We start from the raw sequence: 20,921 nt of genomic DNA on the forward strand, positions 1-20,921 counted from the left end.
CCGATCTGTCCTGCAAACTAGGTCGTAGGCTCACGAATGCAGTCGTGGAGACAGAATTCATGAACATACGGCCCGAGAAATATCCGGCGCGGACAGGGTATCCTGACCGCGCCAGTTATTTGGCTTATTTGCCAGCCATTGTCTTGCCAGCGGCGAATGCAGCGCGCTGAGCTTCGCGCTCTGCATCCGGTGCAGCAACCAGACCATATTCTACCAGCGGGCTTTCCGGACCAACCATCTGGTCAGCAAGGAAGAAGTCCACATATTCTTTCAGGCCAGGAATGACGCCCAGGTGTGCCTTCTTGACGTAGAAGAACAGCGGACGCGATACTGGGTATTTGCCCGAAGCAATGGTTTCCGTGCTTGGCTTGATGCCGTTGACGGTTGCAACCTTCAGCTTATCAGCATTGTTTTCGTAGAATGCGAGACCGAATACGCCAACGCCAGTCTTGTTGGCATCAATACGTGCCAGTGTTTCTGGATAATCGCCGTCGATGTCGATTGCCTTGCCATCCTTGCGGATTGCGATACAGGCAGCAGCAGCAGCCTTTTCGTCAAGGCCCGAAGCCTTGATTGCATCAGCAGCACCGGTTGCCTTGCAGCCGCCGGTCATCAACTTTTCTTCGAAAACTTCACGGGTGCCGTGCTTTTCGCCAGGAATGTAAGCAGCGATATCCCAATCTGGCAGCTTCGGGTTAACCTGGTTCCACTTGGTGTTCGGGTTGGCAACGAGCTTGCCGTCAACAACGATCTGTGCAGCAAGAGCTGTATAGATGTCCTTAGGCTCCAAGGCCCAATCCTGACCCTTGATGTCTGTCGCGAATACGATGCCATCATAGCCGATGCGGATTTCTTCAACGTCCTTGACGCCAGCGTCAACGCAGGACTTCAACTCGCTGTCCTTGATCGGACGCGAAGAATTGGCAATATCGATGGTGTTTTCGCCAACGCCCTTGCAGAATTCCTTGATGCCAGCGCCAGAACCACCGGATTCAACGACAGGTGTCTTGAACTTGGGGAATGTTTCGCCAAAGGATTCAGCAACGATCTTGGCATATGGCAGCACTGTGGATGAACCGCTGACCTGAATCTGGTCACGAGCGGATGCGCCAACTGTCGTTGCAATCACCGAGATCGCAATCAGAGCAGTGGTGGAAATAAGCTTGTTCATAGGAGCAGCTCCTGTTGGATTAACTGTGTGACGCCTCCGACGTCGTCTGCCGTCTATAGAACCAATATAACAGTCATATGACAGTATTGTTACACTTCTGTAGCGCGCCCGGTGCATAAGCCGCGCCGGGCCCGGAATCAAAATTCCCTCTAAAACCATCAAGTTAACCGCCTATGGATTTCGCGTCGTGTGGCTTCATTTGGATAAGGCCAATGATTCCAGTAGGTTCAAGACTTTCAATTGCGACGGTCACCGGGTCTGTTTTAACAGACTTGGAAGGGGGACAATGGCGTCCCCTTTGCCAGTTTCAATTTATTTTCCCCGCAAGCGACGGATTGTCTCGCTGCTGCCGTTTAACGGTGCACAGATGACAGACTTCGCAAAGGAAAATTCGCATGAAATCGAGACTCGCAACCATTGTTCTCACCGTATTGCCGCTGTCCCTCATTGCGCCCGTCGCCATGGCCGCTCCCAAAGCCGATACAAACGGCGATGGTATGATCTCGCTGGACGAATATCAGACTGCCGCGCGGACACGCCTGCTCAAATTTGATACGAATGGCGACGGCAAGCTGTCATTGGAAGAATGGCTGAAACGGCCGGTATCCAAGAATGCCACCCGCGATCCAACGGATATGTTCAAACGCTTCGATACCAATCATGATGGTTTCGTCGATGCTGCGGAAATGGATGCGGCCTCAAAGAAGCGTTTTGATCGTCTCGACAAGAATTCCGACGGACAATTGTCGAAGGACGAACGTCCGGTGCACAAGAAGAAGAACACAACAGACAGTTCGCAGGAGTAATGGCAAGCGTGCAAAGCCTTGGACAATCGCAAGACGGATGAAGAACTGCTGGTTGAGATCGGCCGGCATGACAATGCGGCCGTTCGAACCATGGTGACGCGCAAGCTGCCGCGCCTGCTCGCTCTGGCGGCGCGGATGCTTGGCGACCGCAATGAAGCCGAAGATGTCGCGCAGGAAGCCTTTGTAAAACTCTGGCGCCAGGCCGGAAAATGGCAGTCTGGACGCGCCACGTTCGATACATGGCTGCACCGGGTCACGCTCAATCTCTGCTATGACCGTTTGCGGCTGCATCGCGAACAACCCGTGGCAGAAGCACCGGACAGGCCAGATCCGGCACCGGATCCGGAGCAATCGCTTTCAACACAGGACGAAAGTGCGCGTGTCCAACAAGCTCTTGCCTCCCTGCCCGACCGGCAAAGGGAGGCAATCGTGCTTCAATATTATCAGGAACTCAGCAATATCGAGGCGGCGGAAATCATGGATATCAGCATCGAGGCATTGGAAAGCCTGTTATCCCGCGCCCGCCGCAACTTGCGGACAATCCTGGAAAAGGCGGATGAACAGGAGAAGGCCAAATGACACCGGAACGCTTTCGTGAACTGACAGAGATTTATGGTGCTGACATGCGGCGCTGGCCCCCGCCCGCACAAACAGCCGCTGCGGCATTCATCAAGGACCACCCGGAAGTAGCGCAGCCTGCCCTGGAAGAGGCTGCCAAGCTGGATGCCATGTTGTCGGTCTATAAGGTCGACATGCCGGAGGCGGCGTTGCGGGAACGGATCATTGCCGCCTCGGCCAAGGCGTCGTCCGGTTGGAAGCGCGCGCGGCTGTGGTGGCAGGGCACGGGTCTGGCGGGTATCGGTCTTGCCGGTGCAATTACCGGAGCCCTGCTTATCGGCGTCATTCAATCGGCAGAATCACGCGGCTACGAGGATCAGGCTTATGCGGTCACGGCTTTCAACATTTCTGACGAACTGGATGAATAGATGAGCGAACAATCACGCAAAATCCTTCTGGTCGCATCGCTCGCCGTCAATGTCTTCATTGCCGGAGCTGTTATTGGCGGCGGCTATGTCTGGCAGACATTCAGCCATTCCACTGCCGTCGAAAACCGGCGCGGCATCCGCTTTGCCGCTGAATATCTGACGCCTGAGCAGCAAAAGACCTTGCGGCAAAATCTTTCTGCGGTCCGCAAAGACAGCGTGCCACTGGTCGAGGCAGGTCGAACGAGCCGGACCGAAATCGCCCGGCTGTTGGCGCAGGATGTGGTCGATCAAGCCGCGATCGACGCGGAATTGACCAAGGCGCGCGATGCAGATTTTGCCCTGCGCACCCGTATCGAGCAGACAATCGTCGCCTTTGCCGAGGGCCTTTCTCGCGAAGATCGCAAGACATTGGTCGATGGCCTGAAGAAGCGCAATTTCATTCTGCGGCGGGATGCTGCAAAAAAGAATGAAACACCGCGACGGATTTTGCGGTCTCCCCCGTTCAATGACTGTCAACGCCAGACAGGCTGCGAACGGAGAAGAGAATGGTATCCAGTACGACAGATGCGACAGCCGCCATTGCGGTCAATCGCTTTGGATTGGGAAAGCGGGCAAGCGAAACTCTCCCCTCTGATCCCCGTAACTGGCTGCTGGAGCAAATAGGGCAGTACAATCCGCAATCTCCAGCCTTCACATCTCTGCAATCCACCCGAGACATAGCGTCCAGCTACGCCGCAGACCGGGAAAAACTGCAAGCAGTCGACGGCGACGAGAAAATTGCGCTGCGTAAGGAATTGAATAAGGCAGCGCGGCTTCTCTACCGCTCCGAGATAGAAGCACGTGGCCTGACAGCGCTGCAAACCCCGACACCCTTTGCCGAAGCGCTGGTGCATTTCTGGTCAAATCATTTTGCTGTCTCAGCCGACAATCCGGCCATGCTCAGTCTGGCCGGTGTGTTTGAACGCGAAGCCATCCGGCCGCACATTATGGGTCGCTTCACCGATCTTCTCTTCGCGGTCGAGCAGCATCCGGCCATGCTCATCTATCTCGATCAGGTCCGCTCCGCCGGTCCAGACAGTCCGCTCGCGACAAGAGCCCAAAGGCGCAACGCCGGCAAACTGCCGGGAATCAATGAGAATCTCGCCCGCGAAATCATGGAACTGCATACGGTTGGCGTTGGCTCCGGTTATAGCCAGAAAGACGTCACGGAGTTTGCTTATGCCTTGACGGGCTGGTCTGCAGGACGCATGGGCGGCAAGGCCGATGCCAGTCAGGCTGGGGTGTTTCAGTATCGTCCTGGCCTGCATCAGCCGGGGGACCGGCTGATCCGCCACAGGGTTTACGGTGCGACCGGGGAGGATCAGGCAGGCGCCGTTCTGAAAGATCTTGCCAGCGATCCTGCCACGGCCCGCCATATAGCGACAAAACTGTGCCGCCATTTTATGGCCGACGTCCCGCCACAGGCAGCAGTCAAGCGGGTTGCCAAAGCGTTCCTTGTTTCCGGTGGCGATCTGCCAGCTGTTTATAAAGCACTCGTCCAATCGCCTGAGGCATGGTCGGCCGAGCCGGCAAAAATGAAGACTCCGTGGGAATGGCTGACATCCGCCATGCGCGGTCTGGATTATCAGGATCTGGGCAAGGCAAACTTTTCCAATCTGCTCAATCAGTTGGGACAACCGGTCTGGCTGCCGCGTTCCCCGGCAGGATATGACGACATTACCGCCAGCTGGCTTGCCCCCGATGCACTTGTGCGGCGGGTTGAAGTTGCACAGCGGCTGGCCGCGCGGTCCGACCGTTCGCTGAAGCCGGGGGAATTGGCAAGCAATCTGCTTTCCGGCTCGCTCACCGGCACAACGGCAATGGAAATCAGCCGCGCCGAAACCGCCCAGACCGGCATCGCCCTTCTACTCGTTTCACCCGATTTTCAACGGAGATAATCCATGACCAATCGCCGTGATTTTTTGCGTCTGGCAGCCATCGGTGCGGGATCGATGCTTGTTGCGCCGCGCATCGTGTTTGCCAATGTGGCTACAGACCGCCGTTTCGTCTTCATCATCCAGCGCGGCGCTGCCGATGGCCTCAACATCGTTGTGCCCTATGCAGATCCTGCCTATGCGCAGTTGCGCGGCAAGCTCGCGATTGATGCGGCGGATGCCATCAAGCTCGACGGCACCTTCGCGCTCCATCCTTCACTCACCAATATGGGCTCACTTTACACGAGCCAGCAGGCGCTGTTCGTTCACGCGGTCGCCTCGCCCTATCGCGAGCGTTCGCATTTCGACGGGCAGAACGTACTCGAAACCGGCGGCCTCAGCCCATACCAGATCAAGGATGGCTGGCTGAACCGGCTGGTGACTTTGCTGCCGAAATCCGCTGATAAGGCCATCGCCTTTGCCCCGACCATTCCTGCTGCCCTGCGCGGATCGGCGGAGGTTACCTCCTACGCCCCGTCGAACCTGCCGGAAGCACCGGATGATCTGCTGCTGCGCGTGGCACAGCTCTATGACAAGGATCAGCAGTTCCATCCCGTCTGGAGCGCGGCGATGGAAGCACGAGGTTTTTTCAAGGATCTGGAAACCCGCCAGAACCCGGCAACGGCCGGTAAAACCGCCGCAGAAGCCCTCGTTCGCGCCGATGGACCACGCATCGCCATGATCGAAACCAGCGGCTGGGATACACATAGCGGGCAGGACAATCGCCTCGCCAATCAGTTGAAGGCACTCGACAGCATGATCGCTGCCTTGCGCGATGGTCTGGGCGATATCTGGGCGCAGACCACCGTTCTGGTCGCCACTGAATTTGGCCGCACCGCTGCAGCCAATGGCACCGGTGGAACCGACCACGGCACCGCAACAACAGCGCTTGTTCTTGGCGGCGCGGTCAAAGGCGGCCGCATTCTCACGGATTGGCCGGGGCTCAGCCCCAATGCGCTTTACGAAAACCGCGACCTCAAACCCACCATGGATCTCGATGCGCTGATTACAGCCATCGCCGCTGAAACCTTTGGTCTGGATACAGAGCATACCATGAAGACGCTCTTTCCCGGCCGTCCCATTGATCGGTCATTGCACGGGCTGATCATAACTTGAACCACCAACCAACATTGAAGAGGTAATCATGAGAACCATCCTGAGCATTATCACCGCAGGCTTTGTCGCGGCAGGAACCTTGGCTGGCGTACAAACCGCCAGCGCCCTGCCGCTTCTCCCGGTCCAGGGTGATCATCTGCAATCCCAGGCCGAGCCGGTTTATTGGCGCCATGGCTTTTACGGCTGGCACGGCGGCTATTACTACGGTGGCCATCGCGGTTACGGCTATTACCGTCCGGGTTATCGTTTTTATAACGGTTACTGGTTCCCGCTCGAAGCATTCGGGCCAAGGACCGTCATCATCGAACGCCCTGCGCCGATTATCGTCCATCGTCGCCCAGTGATCGTTTATCGCGATTAAGCTCCGCATCGTCGTTTGTCCGGCATGATGATTTCTACCGGACATCGGCAATGCGCGTGTTTGGCTGCACACTGAGACGCCTCATGCCCCCCGGATGAGGCGATTGTGCGGCCAACAAGGGGCGCCTTGACAGGCGCCCCTTAGTCCCATAGTTATCAAGTCATCTGATGACTATGGGACTTTTCGTATGCAGCCAGCCGCCCGTACCAATCTTGCCGAGACCGCTGTCGAAAACATCCGCTCGGAAATCGCCACCAACCGCTGGCCGGTGGGTGATCGTATTCCCAATGAGGCGGCACTTGCCGATATGCTGGCGGTCAGCCGTGGTACCGTGCGTGAAGCGGTTCGGGTACTCGTTGCGCAAGGTCTTCTCGAAACAAAGCAGGGATCGGGAACCTATGTCCGTTCGCTCGTCAATCCGGATGAAAGTCTCTTACGCATCAGGCGCACCGGCCTGCGTGATCAGGTTGAGACGCGCTGTGCCCTTGAAGTGGAGGCCGCACGGCTGGCCGCTTTGCGTCACACGCCGGAAGTCATCGCCGAACTGCGTCAATTACTGACCGAACGTGGTGAGTATAACCCAGCCACGCATGAACATTACGTTGCCCGTGACCTCGCCTTTCACAAGGCCGTCGTCGCAGCGTCGCGTAATCATGCCCTCATGGAAGTCTATGAATTTTTCTCGGTTTCCACGCAGGAAATCATTCGCGCGACAGTAACCGGAGAACTTCCCGAACCGGATATGGCCGCCCACGCCGCTATCATCGACGCCATCGCCTCCGGCGATGCCGACAAGGCCGCCTCGACCACCCGCACCTTTATGGCTCCCATTCTGCTCGAACTCGATCGATTGCTTGCATCATGAACCAGCATACCGCCCCGGAACACCCAATAACCCTCCCGACCAAACTTGATATCGCCAGTGAACAGCTGATCGACGCGGAAGCCGACAGTCTTCCGCAGCCGCGTGTACCCGATTTTCATAGCCGGGGTGCCCAGATAATATTTGGTCTCAGTCTCGTGCTCATTGCCTTTAATCTGCGCCCGGTTTTCTCCAGTGCATCGGCGCTTTTGCCGGAAATCACTGCACAGATGGGTCTGTCATCTTTTGGTGCGGGTGTCCTGACCACCCTGCCCGTGCTGTGCCTCGGCCTTTTCGCACCGCTGGCTCCACGCCTTGCCCAGCGTATCGGCGCGGAACGCGCGCTCTTCGGCGTCCTCATTTTACTCGCCCTTGGCACCGCCTTGCGTGGTCTGCAATCATTGCCGCTGCTTTTCATCGGAACAGCGCTTGCTGGTGGCTGTATCGCTATCGGCAATGTTCTGCTCCCGGGCCTCGTCAAGCGCGATTTTGCCACGCGCACCGGCATGATGACGGGTCTTTACACCATGGCGCTCTGCGCTGGGGCGGCCAGTGCCGCCGGATTTACCTTGCCGGTTCAGCGTCTCCTCGGCGGCTCGTGGTCACTGGCATTGAGTGCCTGGGCTTTGCCAGCAATCGTGGTCGCTGTCATCTGGCTGCCGCAGGCTTTTGCCCGCAAGGTTCGCACGAAACATGCGGGTTTCAAGGTACAGGGCCTCTGGCGTGACCGTCTGGCATGGCAGGTCACCCTGTTCATGGGCCTGCAATCCGCCCTTGCTTATTGCGTCTTCGGCTGGCTCGCCCCCATCCTGCGGGATCGCGGCATGGATGGAACCACTGCCGGAGCAGTTGTATCCGTCTCGGTCATGGCTCAGGTTATTACCTGTCTGCTGGTGCCGTCGATTGCTGTTCGCTGCAAGGATCAGCGCCTGATCAATGTCGGCCTTGCAGCCATTGCCGTTACTGGCCTGCTTGGCTTTCTATTCGCGCCGCTTTCAACTGTCTGGTTATGGGCGATCATTCAGGGCATTGGTCAGGGTGGCCTCATTGCCATTGCCATGACGATGATCGTGCTGCGCTCCCCCGATTCGCACGTCGCCTCCCACCTTTCCGGCATGGCGCAATGTGTCGGCTATACCCTTGCCGCCACCGGTCCGTTGCTTGTCGGTCTCATCCACAGCGTTACGGAAAGCTATGCCGCGACGGCCATTCTATTTGTGCTGCTGGGACTTGGTGTTGCTGTTTTTGGCTGGGGCGCCGGACGGGCCCAGCATGTCACTGCCCGTACCATCGCCCTGTGAACCGCAGTTAACGAAGGCATTCATCACCGGTTCAGCCGCGAAGCTTTATCACTGTCGTCAACGCTTAAACGCTAAGGACGACTTCCATGATCAAGAAATCACTCGCTGCTCTTCTGGTTGCTGCCATTTCGGTCAGCGCAATCAGTGTTTCCTCGGCTCCGGCCCAGGCTGGCGGCTACTATTCATACGATGATGATGACGGTTATTACCGTGATCGTGACTACTATCGTGACCGGGATTATTATCGCGATCGTGATTATCGGTCTGACTATTCGGAACGTCGTCACAAGAACCGTGATACGGCCATTATTGCTGGCGTTGCTGGTCTTGCCCTTGGTGCTGTCATCGTCGGCTCGCTGGCTAACCAGAATCGCAGACAGTCTGCGCCGGTCTACTCCCGTCCGGCCTATAATGACCGCCTGATCTACGATCCGAACTACTAAACGCAGGCTGCATCTTTGTGGTGCGCAGTAAAGCCAGACAATAAAAAAGCACGGCCCGTCTTGAACAGGCCGTGCTTTTTATTTCGAAGACCCAAACGATCTCACGCCTCGATATCGACGTCCTTGGTTTCCTTGCCGATCAGCAGCGCAATCAACGTCAGAACGCCCATGACCGAGAGATAGACACCGACCCAGAACGGGCTACCGGCGCCAGCGCGCCACAATGCGATAGCGATGAACGGCGCAACAGCTGCCCCGAGGATCGATGACACATTGTAGGAAATGCCTGAGCCCGTATACCGAACACTGACCGGAAACAGTTCGGGCAGCAATGCACCCATCGGTCCGAATGTCATGCCCATCAGGGTAAAGCCGAGGATCAGCCAGGCCATGACGCCGACAGTGCCGAGCGACAGCAGCGGAACCCACAGCAAGCCGAACAGGATGATACCGAGGGTGACCCAGATCAATGTCTTGCGGCGGCCCCAACGGTCAGCCCATGGGCCGGATGCCATGGTGAAGATACCAAAGAACACCACGCCGACGATCATCATCAGAACAAAGGTCGTGTAGTCGTAACCAAGACCGGCAACAGGACCTGCTGTCGCAGCGCGGCCATAGCTCAGCGAAAATGTGGTCATCAGATAGAACAGGACATAGGTTGCCAGCATGTAGAAAGTGCCGAGAACCAGCTGTTTCCAATGGGTCTGGAATGCGGAAACCAGCGGCACTTTTTTGATCTGGCCGGTATTCACAGTCTTTTCGAAGGCTGTGCTTTCCACAAGGTTGAGCCGGACCCACAGGCCGACAACGACCATGACAGCGGAAAACAGGAACGGAATGCGCCAGCCCCAGTCGAGAAACGCGAGCGATGGTCGCGATGGATCATCCGATGGCAGCATGGCAGCAATAATCAGGAACAGGCCATTGGCGATGATGAAACCAATGGGCGCGCCCAGTTGCGGAAATGTCCCATAAATCGCGCGCTTTCCCTGCGGTGCATTCTCGGTTGCCACTAGCGCCGCGCCGCTCCACTCGCCGCCGAGCGCAAAACCCTGCGCCAGACGCAGCACCACCAGCAGCGCCGGTGCCAGCCAGCCAGCCATGGCAAATGTCGGCAGCACGCCGATCAGGAATGTGGCGATGCCCATGGTCAGAAGCGCGCCGACGAGTGTGATCTTGCGTCCGCGCTTGTCACCGAGATGGCCAAAGAAAATAGCACCGAGCGGACGTGCCACCATCGCCGCACCGAAAATGGCAAAGGACGACAAGAGAGCCGTGGTTTCATTGCCGGGCGGAAAGAACAGATGCGGGAAAACCAAGACCGCAGCGGTCGCATAAACATAAAAGTCGTAAAACTCGATCGTCGTACCGATAAGGCTGGCGAGAATAACGCGGGAACGCGGATTGGCGATTACGCCAGCTTGCGCTGTTGCTGACATTGAAAATTGCTCCCTGACGGCTGAGGTTGTTTCCTCAACGCGCTTGTTGGCGGATTAGACTATTGAAATGAGAACCGGGATCATGAAGGAATACTTGGTTGCAGGCAAAAACCAATATATCGGCCGCACAGGCAGTTCAAGCAATATTCCGGCCTTGGGATTCGGCGGCTGATGCCGCCGAAAAACAAAAACGCAGCCTCACGGCTGCGTTTTCAGATTTGTCTCAGACCATGCCGAGAGCGTTCATGTAAAGTTCGAGGATCGCTTCCTCTTCCTTGCGCTCGTTGGCGTCCTTCTTACGCAGACGCACGATCGTGCGGATGATCTTGGTGTCGTAGCCACGGCCTTTGGCTTCGGCCATTACTTCCTTGATATCGTCCTGAAGTGTTGTCTTTTCTTCCTCAAGACGCTCGATACGTTCGATAAACTGCCGCAATTCCGCAGCCGCAACACCTTCGACACCACCCTGCGGCGCTACTTCATCCATGCTCATACTTCGCTCCGTAAAAATTGATTGTGCGACTCGGAAACGCCGCCTCTGCCGTTCCGATGCCCGACCCATGCATCCAGAGTCAAGCCAATAGACCCATGCGGGACGTCTGTGGCCTCAATGGGACGGCTTGTTCACATCGAATGCAGCCTTCTGTGCATCACTGGCCTCGCGTTGATGCTTGGCCTGCCATTGCGCATAGGGTTCGCCATAAACGATTTCGCGTGATTCCTCCTTGGAAAGCGCAACGCCATCCGCTTCCGCTGCTTCGCGATACCAGTTGGACAGGCAGTTGCGGCAGAAACCGGCAAGGTTCATCAGATCGATGTTCTGTACATCGCTGCGCTCACGCAAATGTTCCACCAGACGGCGAAAAGCGGCGGCTTCAAAAGCGATGCGTTGCTCTTCGGTGAATTCACTCATGGTCAATCTCCTCCAGCGGACCCGTCCGCGAGCCATATTGTCTGGCTATATGCATATCGGGGTTGGCATTGATGGCTGCAAGGATCGGCGCGAGACGGTCCGCCCATTGTTCAATCCCGGCTTCATCGGCAATCAGATCTTGCCGTACCTCGATCAGCGCATGGGCCAGTCCCGGCACGATACAATGTTTGAACATGGTGTCATTGCGCAGCGCCCCGTCATAGGGCTCGTTGTCACCGACCACCAGAAGCGGGTCTTCCTGCAAGCCTGCAATCAGCGGCACAACCGCGCGCGGATCCATGTCCCACAGGATACCCGCATGCCACGGACGCGGTGTTGTCTTCCAGAAAGCTGTGAAGGAATGAATGGAAATGACCAGAGGCGCCTTGCCGCTTGCGTCGGTTACAGCCGCTATCGTCTGCGCCACGGCTTCGTGATAGGGCCGGTAGAACACTTCTACACGGTTTTGATGCTCTTCCACCGGCATGGGATTGTTGCCGGGGATGATTGCCCCATCGGACAGGCGCATGATCAATGTCGGATCGTCCTCGCCACGGTTCGGATCGATCAGAAGGCGTGAAAAACCACCAAGCACCGCAGGGACATCCAGCATCGCAGCCAGCTTCCGTGTCAGCTGTTCCACGCCGATATCATAGGCGATATGCCGTTCAAACTGCGCTGGCGGCAAACCGAGCGATCCATACTCCTCCGGCAAATCCCGCCGTGCGTGATCAGCCAGCAGGACCAGGCTCTTTGCCTTGTCGCCATCAACGGTGTGAAAGGGGGAAAACGGCATGCGAACGTTCTCTTGTGCAATTATTCGTGGAGAGCTTTTTGTTTTTCACGCCCTGACCGGGAATGCAACCAGAGTTGTGGGCAAAAAGGCCGGCTTGATCCATCCTCTGGGAAACTGCGCGATGTTCGCCCTTTTGCGCGAAGCTTTTTCAACACAAACCGCGCTTGTTTTTTTCCGTTTCGCAGGCGACCTGTCAACGCAACTATCGTTCTTTTGCCGCACTCGCCATCGAACTTTGCATTCAAACGATTAGCGCGTTGACAATGCACGTGAAACTGCCGAAAAGAGGTTAAAAGACGGACGGAGGCAATATTGCGCAGGGGCATCATTTTCCGCGCTGACCAGCATCAGCGGACGCGATTGAGCAGCTTTCTAGCGGCTTTTCTATTCATTTTCGTAGCAGGCAGTGTCTTCGCACCTGAAAAAGCCCATGCCGATTTCCGCGTATGCAATACCACGCAAAATCTCGTTGGCGTTGCATTGGGGTACCGGGCGAAAACCGGCTGGATCACAGAGGGCTGGTGGCACGTCAACGCCTCCTCCTGCACCACGCTGGTCGTCGGCCCGCTGACATCACGGTATTATTACCTCTACGCGGAGGATGCCCAGAGCGGCGGCCGCTGGGATGGCAAGGTGAATATGTGTGTTGCGGAAAACCAGTTTAAAATTACCGGCATCAATGACTGTTTTGCGCGCGGATTTCAGCGCGCTGGATTTCAGGAGTATGATACCGGCGAACAATCAAGCTGGATGGTCCAGCTTACGGAAGAAAATCCTCCCTCAGCTCCAATTGTAACGGATACCCCACCTCGATGAGACGCCGCCGTAAGGTCAAAATCCTCGCCACCCTGGGTCCTGCTTCATCCGACGAAGCGATGATTTGCAAATTGTTCGAAGCCGGTGCGGATGTGTTCCGTATCAACATGAGCCATGCGAGCCATGAATTGATGCGCGAGCTTGTGCGCCGCCTGCGCAATGTCGAAAAGGCAGTGGGACGCCCCATCGGCATCCTCGCCGATCTGCAGGGACCAAAGCTGCGCGTCGGCAAATTCGCTGAGGGCAAGGTTGACCTCGTTCCCGGGCAGATATTCACGCTCGACAACAATGAGGCGCCCGGAGACAACACGCGCGTTTTCCTGCCGCATCCGGAAATTCTGGAAGCTGTGGAAGCGGGCCATCGCCTGCTGATCGACGACGGCAAGCTGGCACTCGTTGCAGAAGCATCCGACGGCAAGTCCATCACCTGCCGCGTTGTTTCCGGCACAAAGATTTCCGACAAGAAGGGCGTCAGCCTGCCCGATACCACGCTTGGTGTCAGCGCTTTGACCGAAAAGGATCGCCGCGATCTCGATGCCGTCCTGCAGGAAGAAGTGGATTGGGTCGCCCTGTCCTTTATTCAGCGGCCGGAGGATCTTGCCGAAGTACGCAAGATCTCGCGCGGCCGCGTTGCCCTCCTGTCGAAGATCGAAAAGCCGCAGGCCGTTACCCGTCTTGCGGAAATCATTGAGCTTTCCGATGCGCTGATGGTGGCGCGCGGCGATCTCGGTGTTGAAATGCCGCTGGAATCCGTCCCCGGCATTCAGAAGCAGATCATCCGCGCCTGCCGCCGGGCAGGCAAGCCGGTGGTCGTTGCCACGCAGATGCTGGAATCGATGATCACAGCAGCTGTCCCGACCCGCGCTGAAGTTTCCGACGTTGCGACAGCCGTGTTCGAAGGCGCCGACGCTGTCATGCTTTCAGCAGAATCAGCTGCCGGTGACTATCCGGTCGAAGCCGTATCCACCATGGCGCGCATCGCCGAAGAAGTCGAACGCGATCCAAACTATCCCGGCATCATCCACGCCCAGCGCCCTGAACCAAATGCCACCGGCGCAGATGCGATTTCGCTGGCTGCCCGGCAGATCGCCGAGACGCTGAACCTGTCCGCCATTGTCACCTACACGGCATCCGGCACAACCGGCTTGCGTGCTGCACGCGAACGGCCATTGCTCCCGATCATCGCCCTGTCGCCCGTTGTCGAGACAGCCCGCAAGCTCTCCCTCGTTTGGGGTTTGCACTGCGTGGTGACGGAAGATGCAACGGATCTTGATGATATGGTCGATCGTGCCTGCCACATTGCCTATCAGGAAGAGTTCGGCAATCCGGGCGACCGCATCATTATTTCAGCCGGTGTGCCGCTGCGCACGCCTGGTTCGACCAATATGCTGCGCATTGCCTATATCGGCTCGGACGGGCTGACAGGTATCTAGACCTGACTATCAGGGTTGGCGGCGATCGGCCGCCGACCCGAAATTATCCCCGGCAATCCGGGCTTCGAGCGCTCGTGCGGCGCCTTCCAAATCCCGGTCGTAACCGGCAATTTTCTCGATAGCCATCACATCCAGAGCCGTCGCTACAAAATCCGGCCTGTGTCCCATATTCTTGACCCAAACCAGTTCCGACCCGGCAATATCACGCTCGAGCCCCGTGGAATGCACGTCTGCCAGCACCACGTCATCACGGTCGCCGGTGATGATCACGGTCGGCGCCTTGATCTCCTTATAACGTGGGGAAAAACTGCTGACATAGGCAAACAGCCCCGCCACATCGCGTGAATTGGCCCGAAAGGTTTGCGGCCGCAGCACAAGCTCAATGCTGGCATCGCGCGCATAATTCTGCGGCACGGCATTGGGTGCAAATACACCGGCAATTCCGGCATCCATACTCAACAGTCCACCCGGAAGCGCCAGCGTCTCGGTAAACAGCCAGCCAACCAGCGGTGTACTTGCAAGAGTATAGTACCAGGAGACATCGCCGCCCGGCCACGGATGCGTTGCGGGCGACAGAAACAGCACGCCCTTTGTCTTATCGGGATGGTTGACGGCAAAGGTCGCGGCAATCGCACCACCAAAGGAATGCCCGACGATGATGGCTGGGCCGATGCCAAGCTTATCCATCAGCGCGGCCAGCGTGGCAGCCTGCCCCGCAGGATTTTCATTGTTGCCATTACCGCGCCCGGACCAGCCATGCCCCGGACGGTCGATGAACAGAAGATCAGCCCGCCCCTCCAGCGCCGGACGCAGCGGCAGCATCAGGTCTTTTAGGTTGCTGCTCGCACCATGGATAAAAACGATAGGCGGCAGATCAGCCTTTAGACCCGCTTTGACGTAGACATAGTGCATATGCGTGCCGCCAATGTCCGCAAAGGTCCCGACCGGTGGATTGCGCCGCTCAATAGCCTGTACACCCAGATAAGTCGCTCCCGCCATCCCAAGGACGCAAAAGATCACAAAGGCAATAAGCGCCAGAAACAGATTCATGAACAAGGGGATTTCCGCTGAGAAAAGATGGGAAATAAATTGAATTACGTGCGCTGGCCTGCCAGATCATCAGCCAGTTCGCCTGCCTGCGTCTGCGCTTCCCGCATCATCGGATACACACTGAGCACCTGCTCAAACGCCTGCAAAGCACCTTCCTTATTTCCCGTATCTTTCAAAATCGCCGCGAGCCCGGCAAGCGCTCCGAAATGCCGCGGTTCCAGCGCGAGAGTTTTCTGGATATCGGCCATGGACCGCCCATAGTCATTCATCAGGAAATTGACCGTGGCGCGCCGGTTCCAGCCTTCGGCATATTCAGGCTTGAGCACGGTGACCTGATCAAGAAAATCCAGCGCAATTGAATACTTCTTCTCAGCCATGGCAGAAGCGGCCCACTGCATCATCAGATCGATACTCGCGCTGCCGGAATTTTCCCACTGCGTCTGAATGAGGCTGGCAAGGCGCTTGGCCTTCACTTCATTGCGCTCGCGCTTTAACTGCGAGAATAGCTCATTGAGCCGCGTGGCGCGTTTTTCCGCCTGGGTCTGATTGGCTGGTGTCTGGTCGGGCAATGACGCCGCCTGCGGGGAAGCAGCAGCGGGAGCTTGCGCTCCGGAATTATCCTGCGCCAGCGCTGCGGCAGGCAACGCCAACAAAAATGTCCCGAATAAAATAGCAAAAACGCTCCGCATGATACGGATCGTAATCCGTATCAGCGAAACGTCAAATGCAAATAACCGTGAAACGGTAAATCAGCCCTGGCGCGCTTTAAAACGCGGAGCAGTCTTGTTGATGATGTAGATGCGGCCCTTACGGCGCACCAGCTGATTGTCACGATGACGGGCCTTAAGGGCCTTAAGCGAATTCTTGATCTTCATTTCAGCACCGGTAGGTTTACGCCCGAAACCGGGCACCAATAATAAAGCGCGCCTCAAAAAGCGCGCCGGAAACACGTTGCGGGGAAATAGCCAAGGAATGCCCCGATTGTCAACTCCCGACTCATGATTCATATGGAGATTCATGAGCCGGCAGCGATTTTATTTGCACTTACAGCCGCTTTGTTATGCGGGTCACGTGGCCCATCTTGCGGCCCGCACGTGCTTCAGCCTTGCCGTAGAGATGCAGCACAGCACCATTTTCGGCAAGAATCGCCGGCAATTTCTCGATATCATCACCAATCAGATTTTCCATGATGCAATCGGAATGACGCCGCGTATCGCCAAGCGGCAGCCCCGCCACCGCGCGAATATGCTGCTCGAATTGCGAGACCGCACAGGCCGCTTCAGTCCAGTGACCGGAATTGTGAACACGCGGTGCGAATTCATTGGCCAGCAGCGTGCCATTGGCCAGCACGAAGAATTCCATGCCGAGTACACCGACATAATTCAGGGCTTCTAGCAGCTTGCGGGCCGAATCGGCGGCAAGACCGGCAATCGTTGATGAGACAGAGGCCGGCACGGTGGACGTCGCCAGAATGCCGTCCTTGTGCACGTTCTCGGCAATATCGTAAATGCGGATATTGCCTGTCTCATCGCGCGCTGCAATCACCGAAATCTCTCGGGTGAAATCAACGAGACCTTCAAGGATCGAAGGGACACTGCCAATGGCGGCAAACCCGGCCTTGGCGCTTTCGCCCTTTTTGCCGGAAAACCTGACCTGTCCTTTGCCGTCATAGCCAAAGCGGCGGGTCTTGAGGATACCCTTGCCTTCAAAGGCCAAAAGTGCGGCTTCCAGATCGCCTTCATTCTCGACGATGCGCCATGGCGCCGTCTGGATACCTGCCATGTTGAGAAAACGCTTTTCCGTTACCCGGTCCTGTGAAACCTTCAATGCTTCCGGCGGCGGGAAAACCCCGATGCTCTCATTCAGCATCTCCGCCGAATCGACCGGCACATTTTCGAACTCATAGGTAATGACATCACTGAGTTCCGCCAGTTGTTCCAGAGCGTTGGGATCATCATAGGCCGCCACGATCTGTTCGTTGGCCACCTGCGCCGCAGGACAGTCTTTCTGCGGCTCGAGAATGATTGTGCGGTAGCCGAGACGGGCCGCAGCCATGGCAAGCATCCGGCCAAGCTGTCCGCCGCCGATAATGCCGATAGTCGATCCTGGAGCAATCATCTTTATGCCTCGTCAGATGGCCGTTCGGCGACCTTTTCACTCTGGGCCGACCGCCAGTCATCCAGTCTTTTTGCCAATGCGGCATCGTTCAACGCCAGAACGGCCGCGGCAAGCAGCGCAGCATTCACTGCACCCGCGCGGCCAATGGCCAAGGTGCCGACGGGAATACCGGCAGGCATCTGCACAATGGATAAAAGCGAGTCCTGTCCCGACAAGGCTTTTGACTCGACCGGAACACCAAAAACCGGCAGAGGCGTCATTGAAGCGGCCATGCCCGGAAGATGCGCTGCTCCACCTGCGCCGGCAATCACCACCTTGAATCCGGCAGCACGTGCCCCCTTGGCAAATGTGACCAGCCGGTCCGGCGTCCGGTGGGCGGAAACGATGCGGTCGTCGTGGGAAATACCAAGGGCATCGAGTGTTTCAGCGGCGTGGCGCATGGTCGCCCAATCGGACTGGCTTCCCATGATAATTGCGACGTCAGCGCGTTTGTCTGCCATAAAACATCCTCTGATCGGCCAGGTATGCGGAATTTGCAGGGATTAAAGGAAAAGCGCGGAAGCCGCAAGTTATGCGCGGCCGCTCATCTCTGCCTATGGAATCTCAGGCTATAATGTCTGGGATGATCTTGTCTTCAAGCTCAAGCAGCTTGTCTTTGATGATGAGTTTCTTCTTTTTCATTCTCTGGACACGCAGCTGGTCACAACCAACTTGGATCATCGCTTGGATGGCGGCATCAAAATCCAGATGCTCCTGTTTTAGTCGTGCGACTGCCAATCGAACGTCAGCCTGATCCTGGTCGGACATGCAGTGATTCCCGGTATTTTGTTATAGAAGAATCCAATGTCTGGTCCGGCGTTGAAGAATACCGGATCAGCACGTGCCAATAGCATATTTTACATGACAAGAAAATCCTACGAAACAAATTCGACAATTGCGTAAAGAGGTGGCAGAGTGTCACGGCTCTGTCATAATCTCGCCTTCTGGCTGGCAGAGCATGAACGGGTACGAAACCAACCAAGGGAGAAGCCGAATGGCCATTGAGTCTCATCTTGAAACGCTTGAACGTAAGCATGGTGCACTCGAAAAGGAAATTTCCGAAGCGCTGGCAAGCCCGGCAACTGACGACCTGAAGATCACCGACCTGAAACGCCGCAAGCTCATGCTGAAAGAGCAGATCGTAAAACTGAGATCGACCGCCACGCGCCACTAAGCCGCCCTGGCCGACTTTAAAAAGAATTCCAGCCGATCGCCGAAGAGGCCATCGATCTGGCAGAGTTAAAAATCAAAACCCGGCTCGCAGCCGGGTTTTTTATTGGGCACTTCAAGTGTGTCCCAAGCTGGAGTTCATTCACTCCAGAACTGGTCCAGCCACAAATTGAGATGAAAGAAGCCGCTGTCATCCACGGCATAAATCCGGCGGGTACCTTCAGATTTGACCTTGACCAATTGCGCATCGAGCAACGTTTTCAAATGCTGAGAAACTGCAGGGCGCGAGATCGGCAAGCCAATCGCCAACTCGTTTACGGTCTTTGGCCCGCGTCGCAACTCTTCCAGCAAATAGCGGCGATTCGGATCAGAAATGGCAGCAAATGCGTCTGTTTCAGCCATACTGAATAGTCATTTTAAACCACAGGCAATGTCAACGCATTTGTACAGAAAGCGTCACTAAAATTTGAAGTAAATTTTATTTAACGGATGCAGCACCACTTAAGGGTCAGGCCCTGTCAATCTGTTTGGGCTTCCGCACGCGGATCGAGCTTGATTCCTTCAGGCGTTGCCCGTTCCGATGGCACTGTCTGAAAATTATCCCTCATCGCAATCGGCATCGCTGCCCGCATGCGTGAGCGGATGATGGCATGGGTCATGATCGAAACATGCGCCAGCGCCGTGACAGCGAACAAGCCTTCCGGCGCAATGTATTCCATAGACCAGGCACCGAGGATAGGACCCATCATCGTACCAAAACCATAGAGCAGCAGCAGACCGCCGGTAACCTTGACGAAATTCTGTGTATCCGAATAGTCATTGGCATGGGCAACGGCGACTGGATAAAGCGTGTAGGCCAATCCGCCATAGATCGCCGTCATGAACAGAATGACCGTGGCCTGACGCGAGCCAATCAAAAAGATCAGCATGCCAATAATGGCCGCCGCACCCGCGACAAAGGCCAGCACATAGCGCCGGTCCGTGCGGTCGGACATGCGCCCGACCGGGATCTGCATCAGCGCACCGCCCATCACCGAGGCGCTCATCATCAAAGCGATCTCCGTGGTGGAAATGCCAGTCGCTGCACCATAGACCGCGCCAAGTGTACCAAACGCACCATTGGCCACGCCGATCAGCATGCAGCCGACAAAGGCAACAGGTGAATTGCGATACAGCGCCCGCAGATCAAGCTGCACTTCAGTGAGCGGCTTCGGACTGCTGGCCGTGGAGATAGCGGTCGGGATCAATGCCAGGCAGAACAGGATGCCACTGAGCATGAAGAAAGTGCCGGAACGCACGTCGCCGAAACCGATCATCATCTGCCCCGCAGTGATCGAGGCAAAGTTGACCACCATATAAAGACCGAAGATTTGCCCGCGATTGGCATTGGTTGCGCGCTCATTCAGCCAGCTTTCAATGACCATGTACGCACCGGCCATGGCGAAACCGGTCAGGGCGCGCAGGGCGATCCATGCGGTCGGATGCACGAGAATACCGGTCATCAATGCAACGATGGCGGCAATGGCGGCAAAAGCACTGAATGCACGCACGTGACCGACACGGCGCACCAGCCGCGGCGCCAGCAGACAGGCCGTGATGAACCCGCCCGCCCAGGCGGTTCCGAGAAGACCCAGCGATGTCGTCGAGAAGCCTTCCGCACCACCGCGCAACGGCAGCAGAAGCCCGTGCAGGCCGGATGCCATGACCAGAAACGAAGTGCCGCACAAAAGGGCAAAGACCTGTACGAACGAACGGAACACAGCAATACCCTCAATGCTTGGCAGGAACCGGCAAAAACACCGACAATAAATTCGTCTCAGTCAGCAATACGGAGACATCATGGCATCCGCATCATTTACGTTCCGTTTCAGCGAAAAAGTGCTTCGGCCGCCACCTTGCTGTCGCCCTTGCGTGCGCGTTCTTCTTCCAGCCGGGTAATTTCCCCGCGCAGCACGCCAATCCGCTCATCCAGTTCGGCGACGGAAAGCAGGGATAGCTCCTGCCCGATTTCGTGGGCAATCTTGCGTTTTGGCTCCTCATCGAAAAGTGACATCGCATCCTCCACTTGTCGCTTTGTGCCGAAAGGATACAGTCGCCACGCTTCGAATTGCAAATCATTCAAGCG

The 20,921-nt window shown here is 56.7% G+C and carries 27 protein-coding genes; 13 read left to right on the top strand and 14 right to left on the bottom strand.

All coding sequences use genetic code 11. From position 1 onward, the window contains the following. Window positions 1–124: 124 nt before the first annotated feature. Window positions 125–1,171, bottom strand: a complete 1,047-nt coding sequence (locus HB779_RS02610) for a substrate-binding domain-containing protein (protein WP_188344267.1) — start codon at window positions 1,169–1,171, stop codon at window positions 125–127. A 395-nt stretch (window positions 1,172–1,566) separates the two neighbouring features. On the opposite strand from HB779_RS02610, the gene HB779_RS02615 reads away from it, so the two are divergent. The 10 genes from HB779_RS02615 (at window position 1,567) to HB779_RS02660 (ending at window position 9,019) form a co-directional block, all read left to right on the top strand. Beyond that, complete coding sequence (locus HB779_RS02615) at window positions 1,567–1,977, top strand: EF-hand domain-containing protein (RefSeq protein WP_188344268.1); 411 nt, start codon at window positions 1,567–1,569, stop codon at window positions 1,975–1,977. Window positions 1,978–1,995: 18 nt separating this feature from the next. Then, complete coding sequence (locus HB779_RS02620; protein WP_188344269.1) at window positions 1,996–2,556, top strand: RNA polymerase sigma factor; 561 nt, start codon at window positions 1,996–1,998, stop codon at window positions 2,554–2,556. Then, on the top strand, window positions 2,553–2,963 hold the full coding sequence (locus HB779_RS02625; RefSeq protein ID WP_188344270.1) for a hypothetical protein: 411 nt from the start codon (window positions 2,553–2,555) through the stop codon (window positions 2,961–2,963). The genes HB779_RS02620 and HB779_RS02625 overlap by 4 nt, the downstream gene beginning before the upstream one ends. Then, window positions 2,964–3,626 carry a periplasmic heavy metal sensor gene (locus tag HB779_RS02630; RefSeq protein WP_188344271.1) on the top strand — a complete coding sequence of 221 codons (663 nt, stop codon included), beginning with the start codon at window positions 2,964–2,966 and terminating at the stop codon, window positions 3,624–3,626. After that, window positions 3,509–4,900 carry a DUF1800 family protein gene (locus HB779_RS02635; RefSeq protein ID WP_188344272.1) on the top strand — a complete coding sequence of 464 codons (1,392 nt, stop codon included), beginning with the start codon at window positions 3,509–3,511 and terminating at the stop codon, window positions 4,898–4,900. The genes HB779_RS02630 and HB779_RS02635 overlap by 118 nt, the downstream gene beginning before the upstream one ends. A gap of 3 nt (window positions 4,901–4,903) precedes the next feature. Continuing rightward, window positions 4,904–6,052 (top strand): DUF1501 domain-containing protein, encoded by a 1,149-nt coding sequence (locus HB779_RS02640; protein WP_188344273.1) that lies wholly within the window; start codon window positions 4,904–4,906, stop codon window positions 6,050–6,052. 28 nt (window positions 6,053–6,080) lie between these two features. Then, the gene (locus HB779_RS25685) at window positions 6,081–6,413 is read left to right on the top strand and encodes a hypothetical protein (protein ID WP_371823883.1); all 333 of its coding nucleotides are present in this window, start codon (window positions 6,081–6,083) and stop codon (window positions 6,411–6,413) included. A 187-nt stretch (window positions 6,414–6,600) separates the two neighbouring features. Then, entirely contained in the window at window positions 6,601–7,278 is a 678-nt protein-coding gene (locus HB779_RS02650) for a FadR/GntR family transcriptional regulator (RefSeq protein WP_188344274.1), read from the top strand. Next, window positions 7,275–8,576 carry an MFS transporter gene (locus HB779_RS02655; protein WP_188344275.1) on the top strand — a complete coding sequence of 434 codons (1,302 nt, stop codon included), beginning with the start codon at window positions 7,275–7,277 and terminating at the stop codon, window positions 8,574–8,576. Before HB779_RS02650 ends, HB779_RS02655 begins: the two co-directional genes overlap by 4 nt. An 86-nt stretch (window positions 8,577–8,662) precedes the next feature. Then, complete coding sequence (locus HB779_RS02660; protein WP_188344276.1) at window positions 8,663–9,019, top strand: hypothetical protein; 357 nt, start codon at window positions 8,663–8,665, stop codon at window positions 9,017–9,019. 101 nt (window positions 9,020–9,120) lie between these two features. On the opposite strand, the gene HB779_RS02665 is transcribed toward HB779_RS02660, so the two are convergent. The 4 genes from HB779_RS02665 to HB779_RS02680 form a co-directional block, all read right to left on the bottom strand. After that, window positions 9,121–10,461 (bottom strand): MFS transporter, encoded by a 1,341-nt coding sequence (locus HB779_RS02665; protein ID WP_188344277.1) that lies wholly within the window; start codon window positions 10,459–10,461, stop codon window positions 9,121–9,123. 223 nt (window positions 10,462–10,684) lie between these two features. Further along, window positions 10,685–10,954 (bottom strand): DUF2312 domain-containing protein, encoded by a 270-nt coding sequence (locus HB779_RS02670; protein WP_188344278.1) that lies wholly within the window; start codon window positions 10,952–10,954, stop codon window positions 10,685–10,687. 114 nt (window positions 10,955–11,068) lie between these two features. Then, a complete protein-coding gene (locus tag HB779_RS02675; protein WP_188344279.1) occupies window positions 11,069–11,374 on the bottom strand; it encodes a DUF1244 domain-containing protein in 306 nt (101 codons plus the stop codon). After that, a complete protein-coding gene (locus HB779_RS02680; protein ID WP_188344280.1) occupies window positions 11,367–12,170 on the bottom strand; it encodes an N-formylglutamate amidohydrolase in 804 nt (267 codons plus the stop codon). Before HB779_RS02680 ends, HB779_RS02675 begins: the two co-directional genes overlap by 8 nt. Window positions 12,171–12,560: 390 nt before the next feature. On the opposite strand from HB779_RS02680, the gene HB779_RS02685 reads away from it, so the two are divergent. After that, window positions 12,561–12,986: a DUF1036 domain-containing protein gene (locus HB779_RS02685; RefSeq protein WP_188345748.1), complete on the top strand. Its 426-nt coding sequence runs from the start codon at window positions 12,561–12,563 to the stop codon at window positions 12,984–12,986. Then, window positions 12,983–14,419, top strand: a complete 1,437-nt coding sequence (pyk, locus tag HB779_RS02690) for a pyruvate kinase (protein WP_188344281.1) — start codon at window positions 12,983–12,985, stop codon at window positions 14,417–14,419. The genes HB779_RS02685 and pyk overlap by 4 nt, the downstream gene beginning before the upstream one ends. A 9-nt stretch (window positions 14,420–14,428) precedes the next feature. Here the strand turns inward: pyk and HB779_RS02695 are convergent, their stop codons facing one another. From HB779_RS02695 to HB779_RS02720, 6 genes are all read right to left on the bottom strand, one after another. After that, on the bottom strand, window positions 14,429–15,469 hold the full coding sequence (locus HB779_RS02695; protein ID WP_188344282.1) for an alpha/beta fold hydrolase: 1,041 nt from the start codon (window positions 15,467–15,469) through the stop codon (window positions 14,429–14,431). A 44-nt stretch (window positions 15,470–15,513) separates the two neighbouring features. Then, entirely contained in the window at window positions 15,514–16,158 is a 645-nt protein-coding gene (locus HB779_RS02700) for a hypothetical protein (protein ID WP_188344283.1), read from the bottom strand. Window positions 16,159–16,218: 60 nt separating this feature from the next. Then, complete coding sequence (gene ykgO, locus HB779_RS02705; protein ID WP_027231189.1) at window positions 16,219–16,344, bottom strand: type B 50S ribosomal protein L36; 126 nt, start codon at window positions 16,342–16,344, stop codon at window positions 16,219–16,221. A gap of 169 nt (window positions 16,345–16,513) precedes the next feature. Beyond that, complete coding sequence (locus HB779_RS02710; protein ID WP_188344284.1) at window positions 16,514–17,587, bottom strand: 5-(carboxyamino)imidazole ribonucleotide synthase; 1,074 nt, start codon at window positions 17,585–17,587, stop codon at window positions 16,514–16,516. Between the two features lie 2 nt (window positions 17,588–17,589). Then, the gene (gene purE / locus HB779_RS02715) at window positions 17,590–18,087 is read right to left on the bottom strand and encodes a 5-(carboxyamino)imidazole ribonucleotide mutase (protein ID WP_188344285.1); all 498 of its coding nucleotides are present in this window, start codon (window positions 18,085–18,087) and stop codon (window positions 17,590–17,592) included. Window positions 18,088–18,190: 103 nt separating this feature from the next. Continuing rightward, entirely contained in the window at window positions 18,191–18,394 is a 204-nt protein-coding gene (locus HB779_RS02720) for a YdcH family protein (RefSeq protein WP_188344286.1), read from the bottom strand. 226 nt (window positions 18,395–18,620) lie between these two features. On the opposite strand from HB779_RS02720, the gene HB779_RS02725 reads away from it, so the two are divergent. Next, on the top strand, window positions 18,621–18,800 hold the full coding sequence (locus HB779_RS02725; protein WP_188344287.1) for a YdcH family protein: 180 nt from the start codon (window positions 18,621–18,623) through the stop codon (window positions 18,798–18,800). Between the two features lie 134 nt (window positions 18,801–18,934). Here the strand turns inward: HB779_RS02725 and HB779_RS02730 are convergent, their stop codons facing one another. The 3 genes from HB779_RS02730 to HB779_RS02740 form a co-directional block, all read right to left on the bottom strand. After that, entirely contained in the window at window positions 18,935–19,198 is a 264-nt protein-coding gene (locus HB779_RS02730; protein WP_188344288.1) for a helix-turn-helix transcriptional regulator, read from the bottom strand. A 116-nt stretch (window positions 19,199–19,314) separates the two neighbouring features. Next, complete coding sequence (locus tag HB779_RS02735; RefSeq protein ID WP_188344289.1) at window positions 19,315–20,556, bottom strand: MFS transporter; 1,242 nt, start codon at window positions 20,554–20,556, stop codon at window positions 19,315–19,317. A 107-nt stretch (window positions 20,557–20,663) separates the two neighbouring features. Next, window positions 20,664–20,849 (bottom strand): DUF1192 domain-containing protein, encoded by a 186-nt coding sequence (locus HB779_RS02740; RefSeq protein ID WP_188344290.1) that lies wholly within the window; start codon window positions 20,847–20,849, stop codon window positions 20,664–20,666. Window positions 20,850–20,921: the final 72 nt, after the last annotated feature.

The organism is Phyllobacterium sp. 628, assembly GCF_014189505.1.
Lineage (GTDB): Bacteria > Pseudomonadota > Alphaproteobacteria > Rhizobiales > Rhizobiaceae > Phyllobacterium.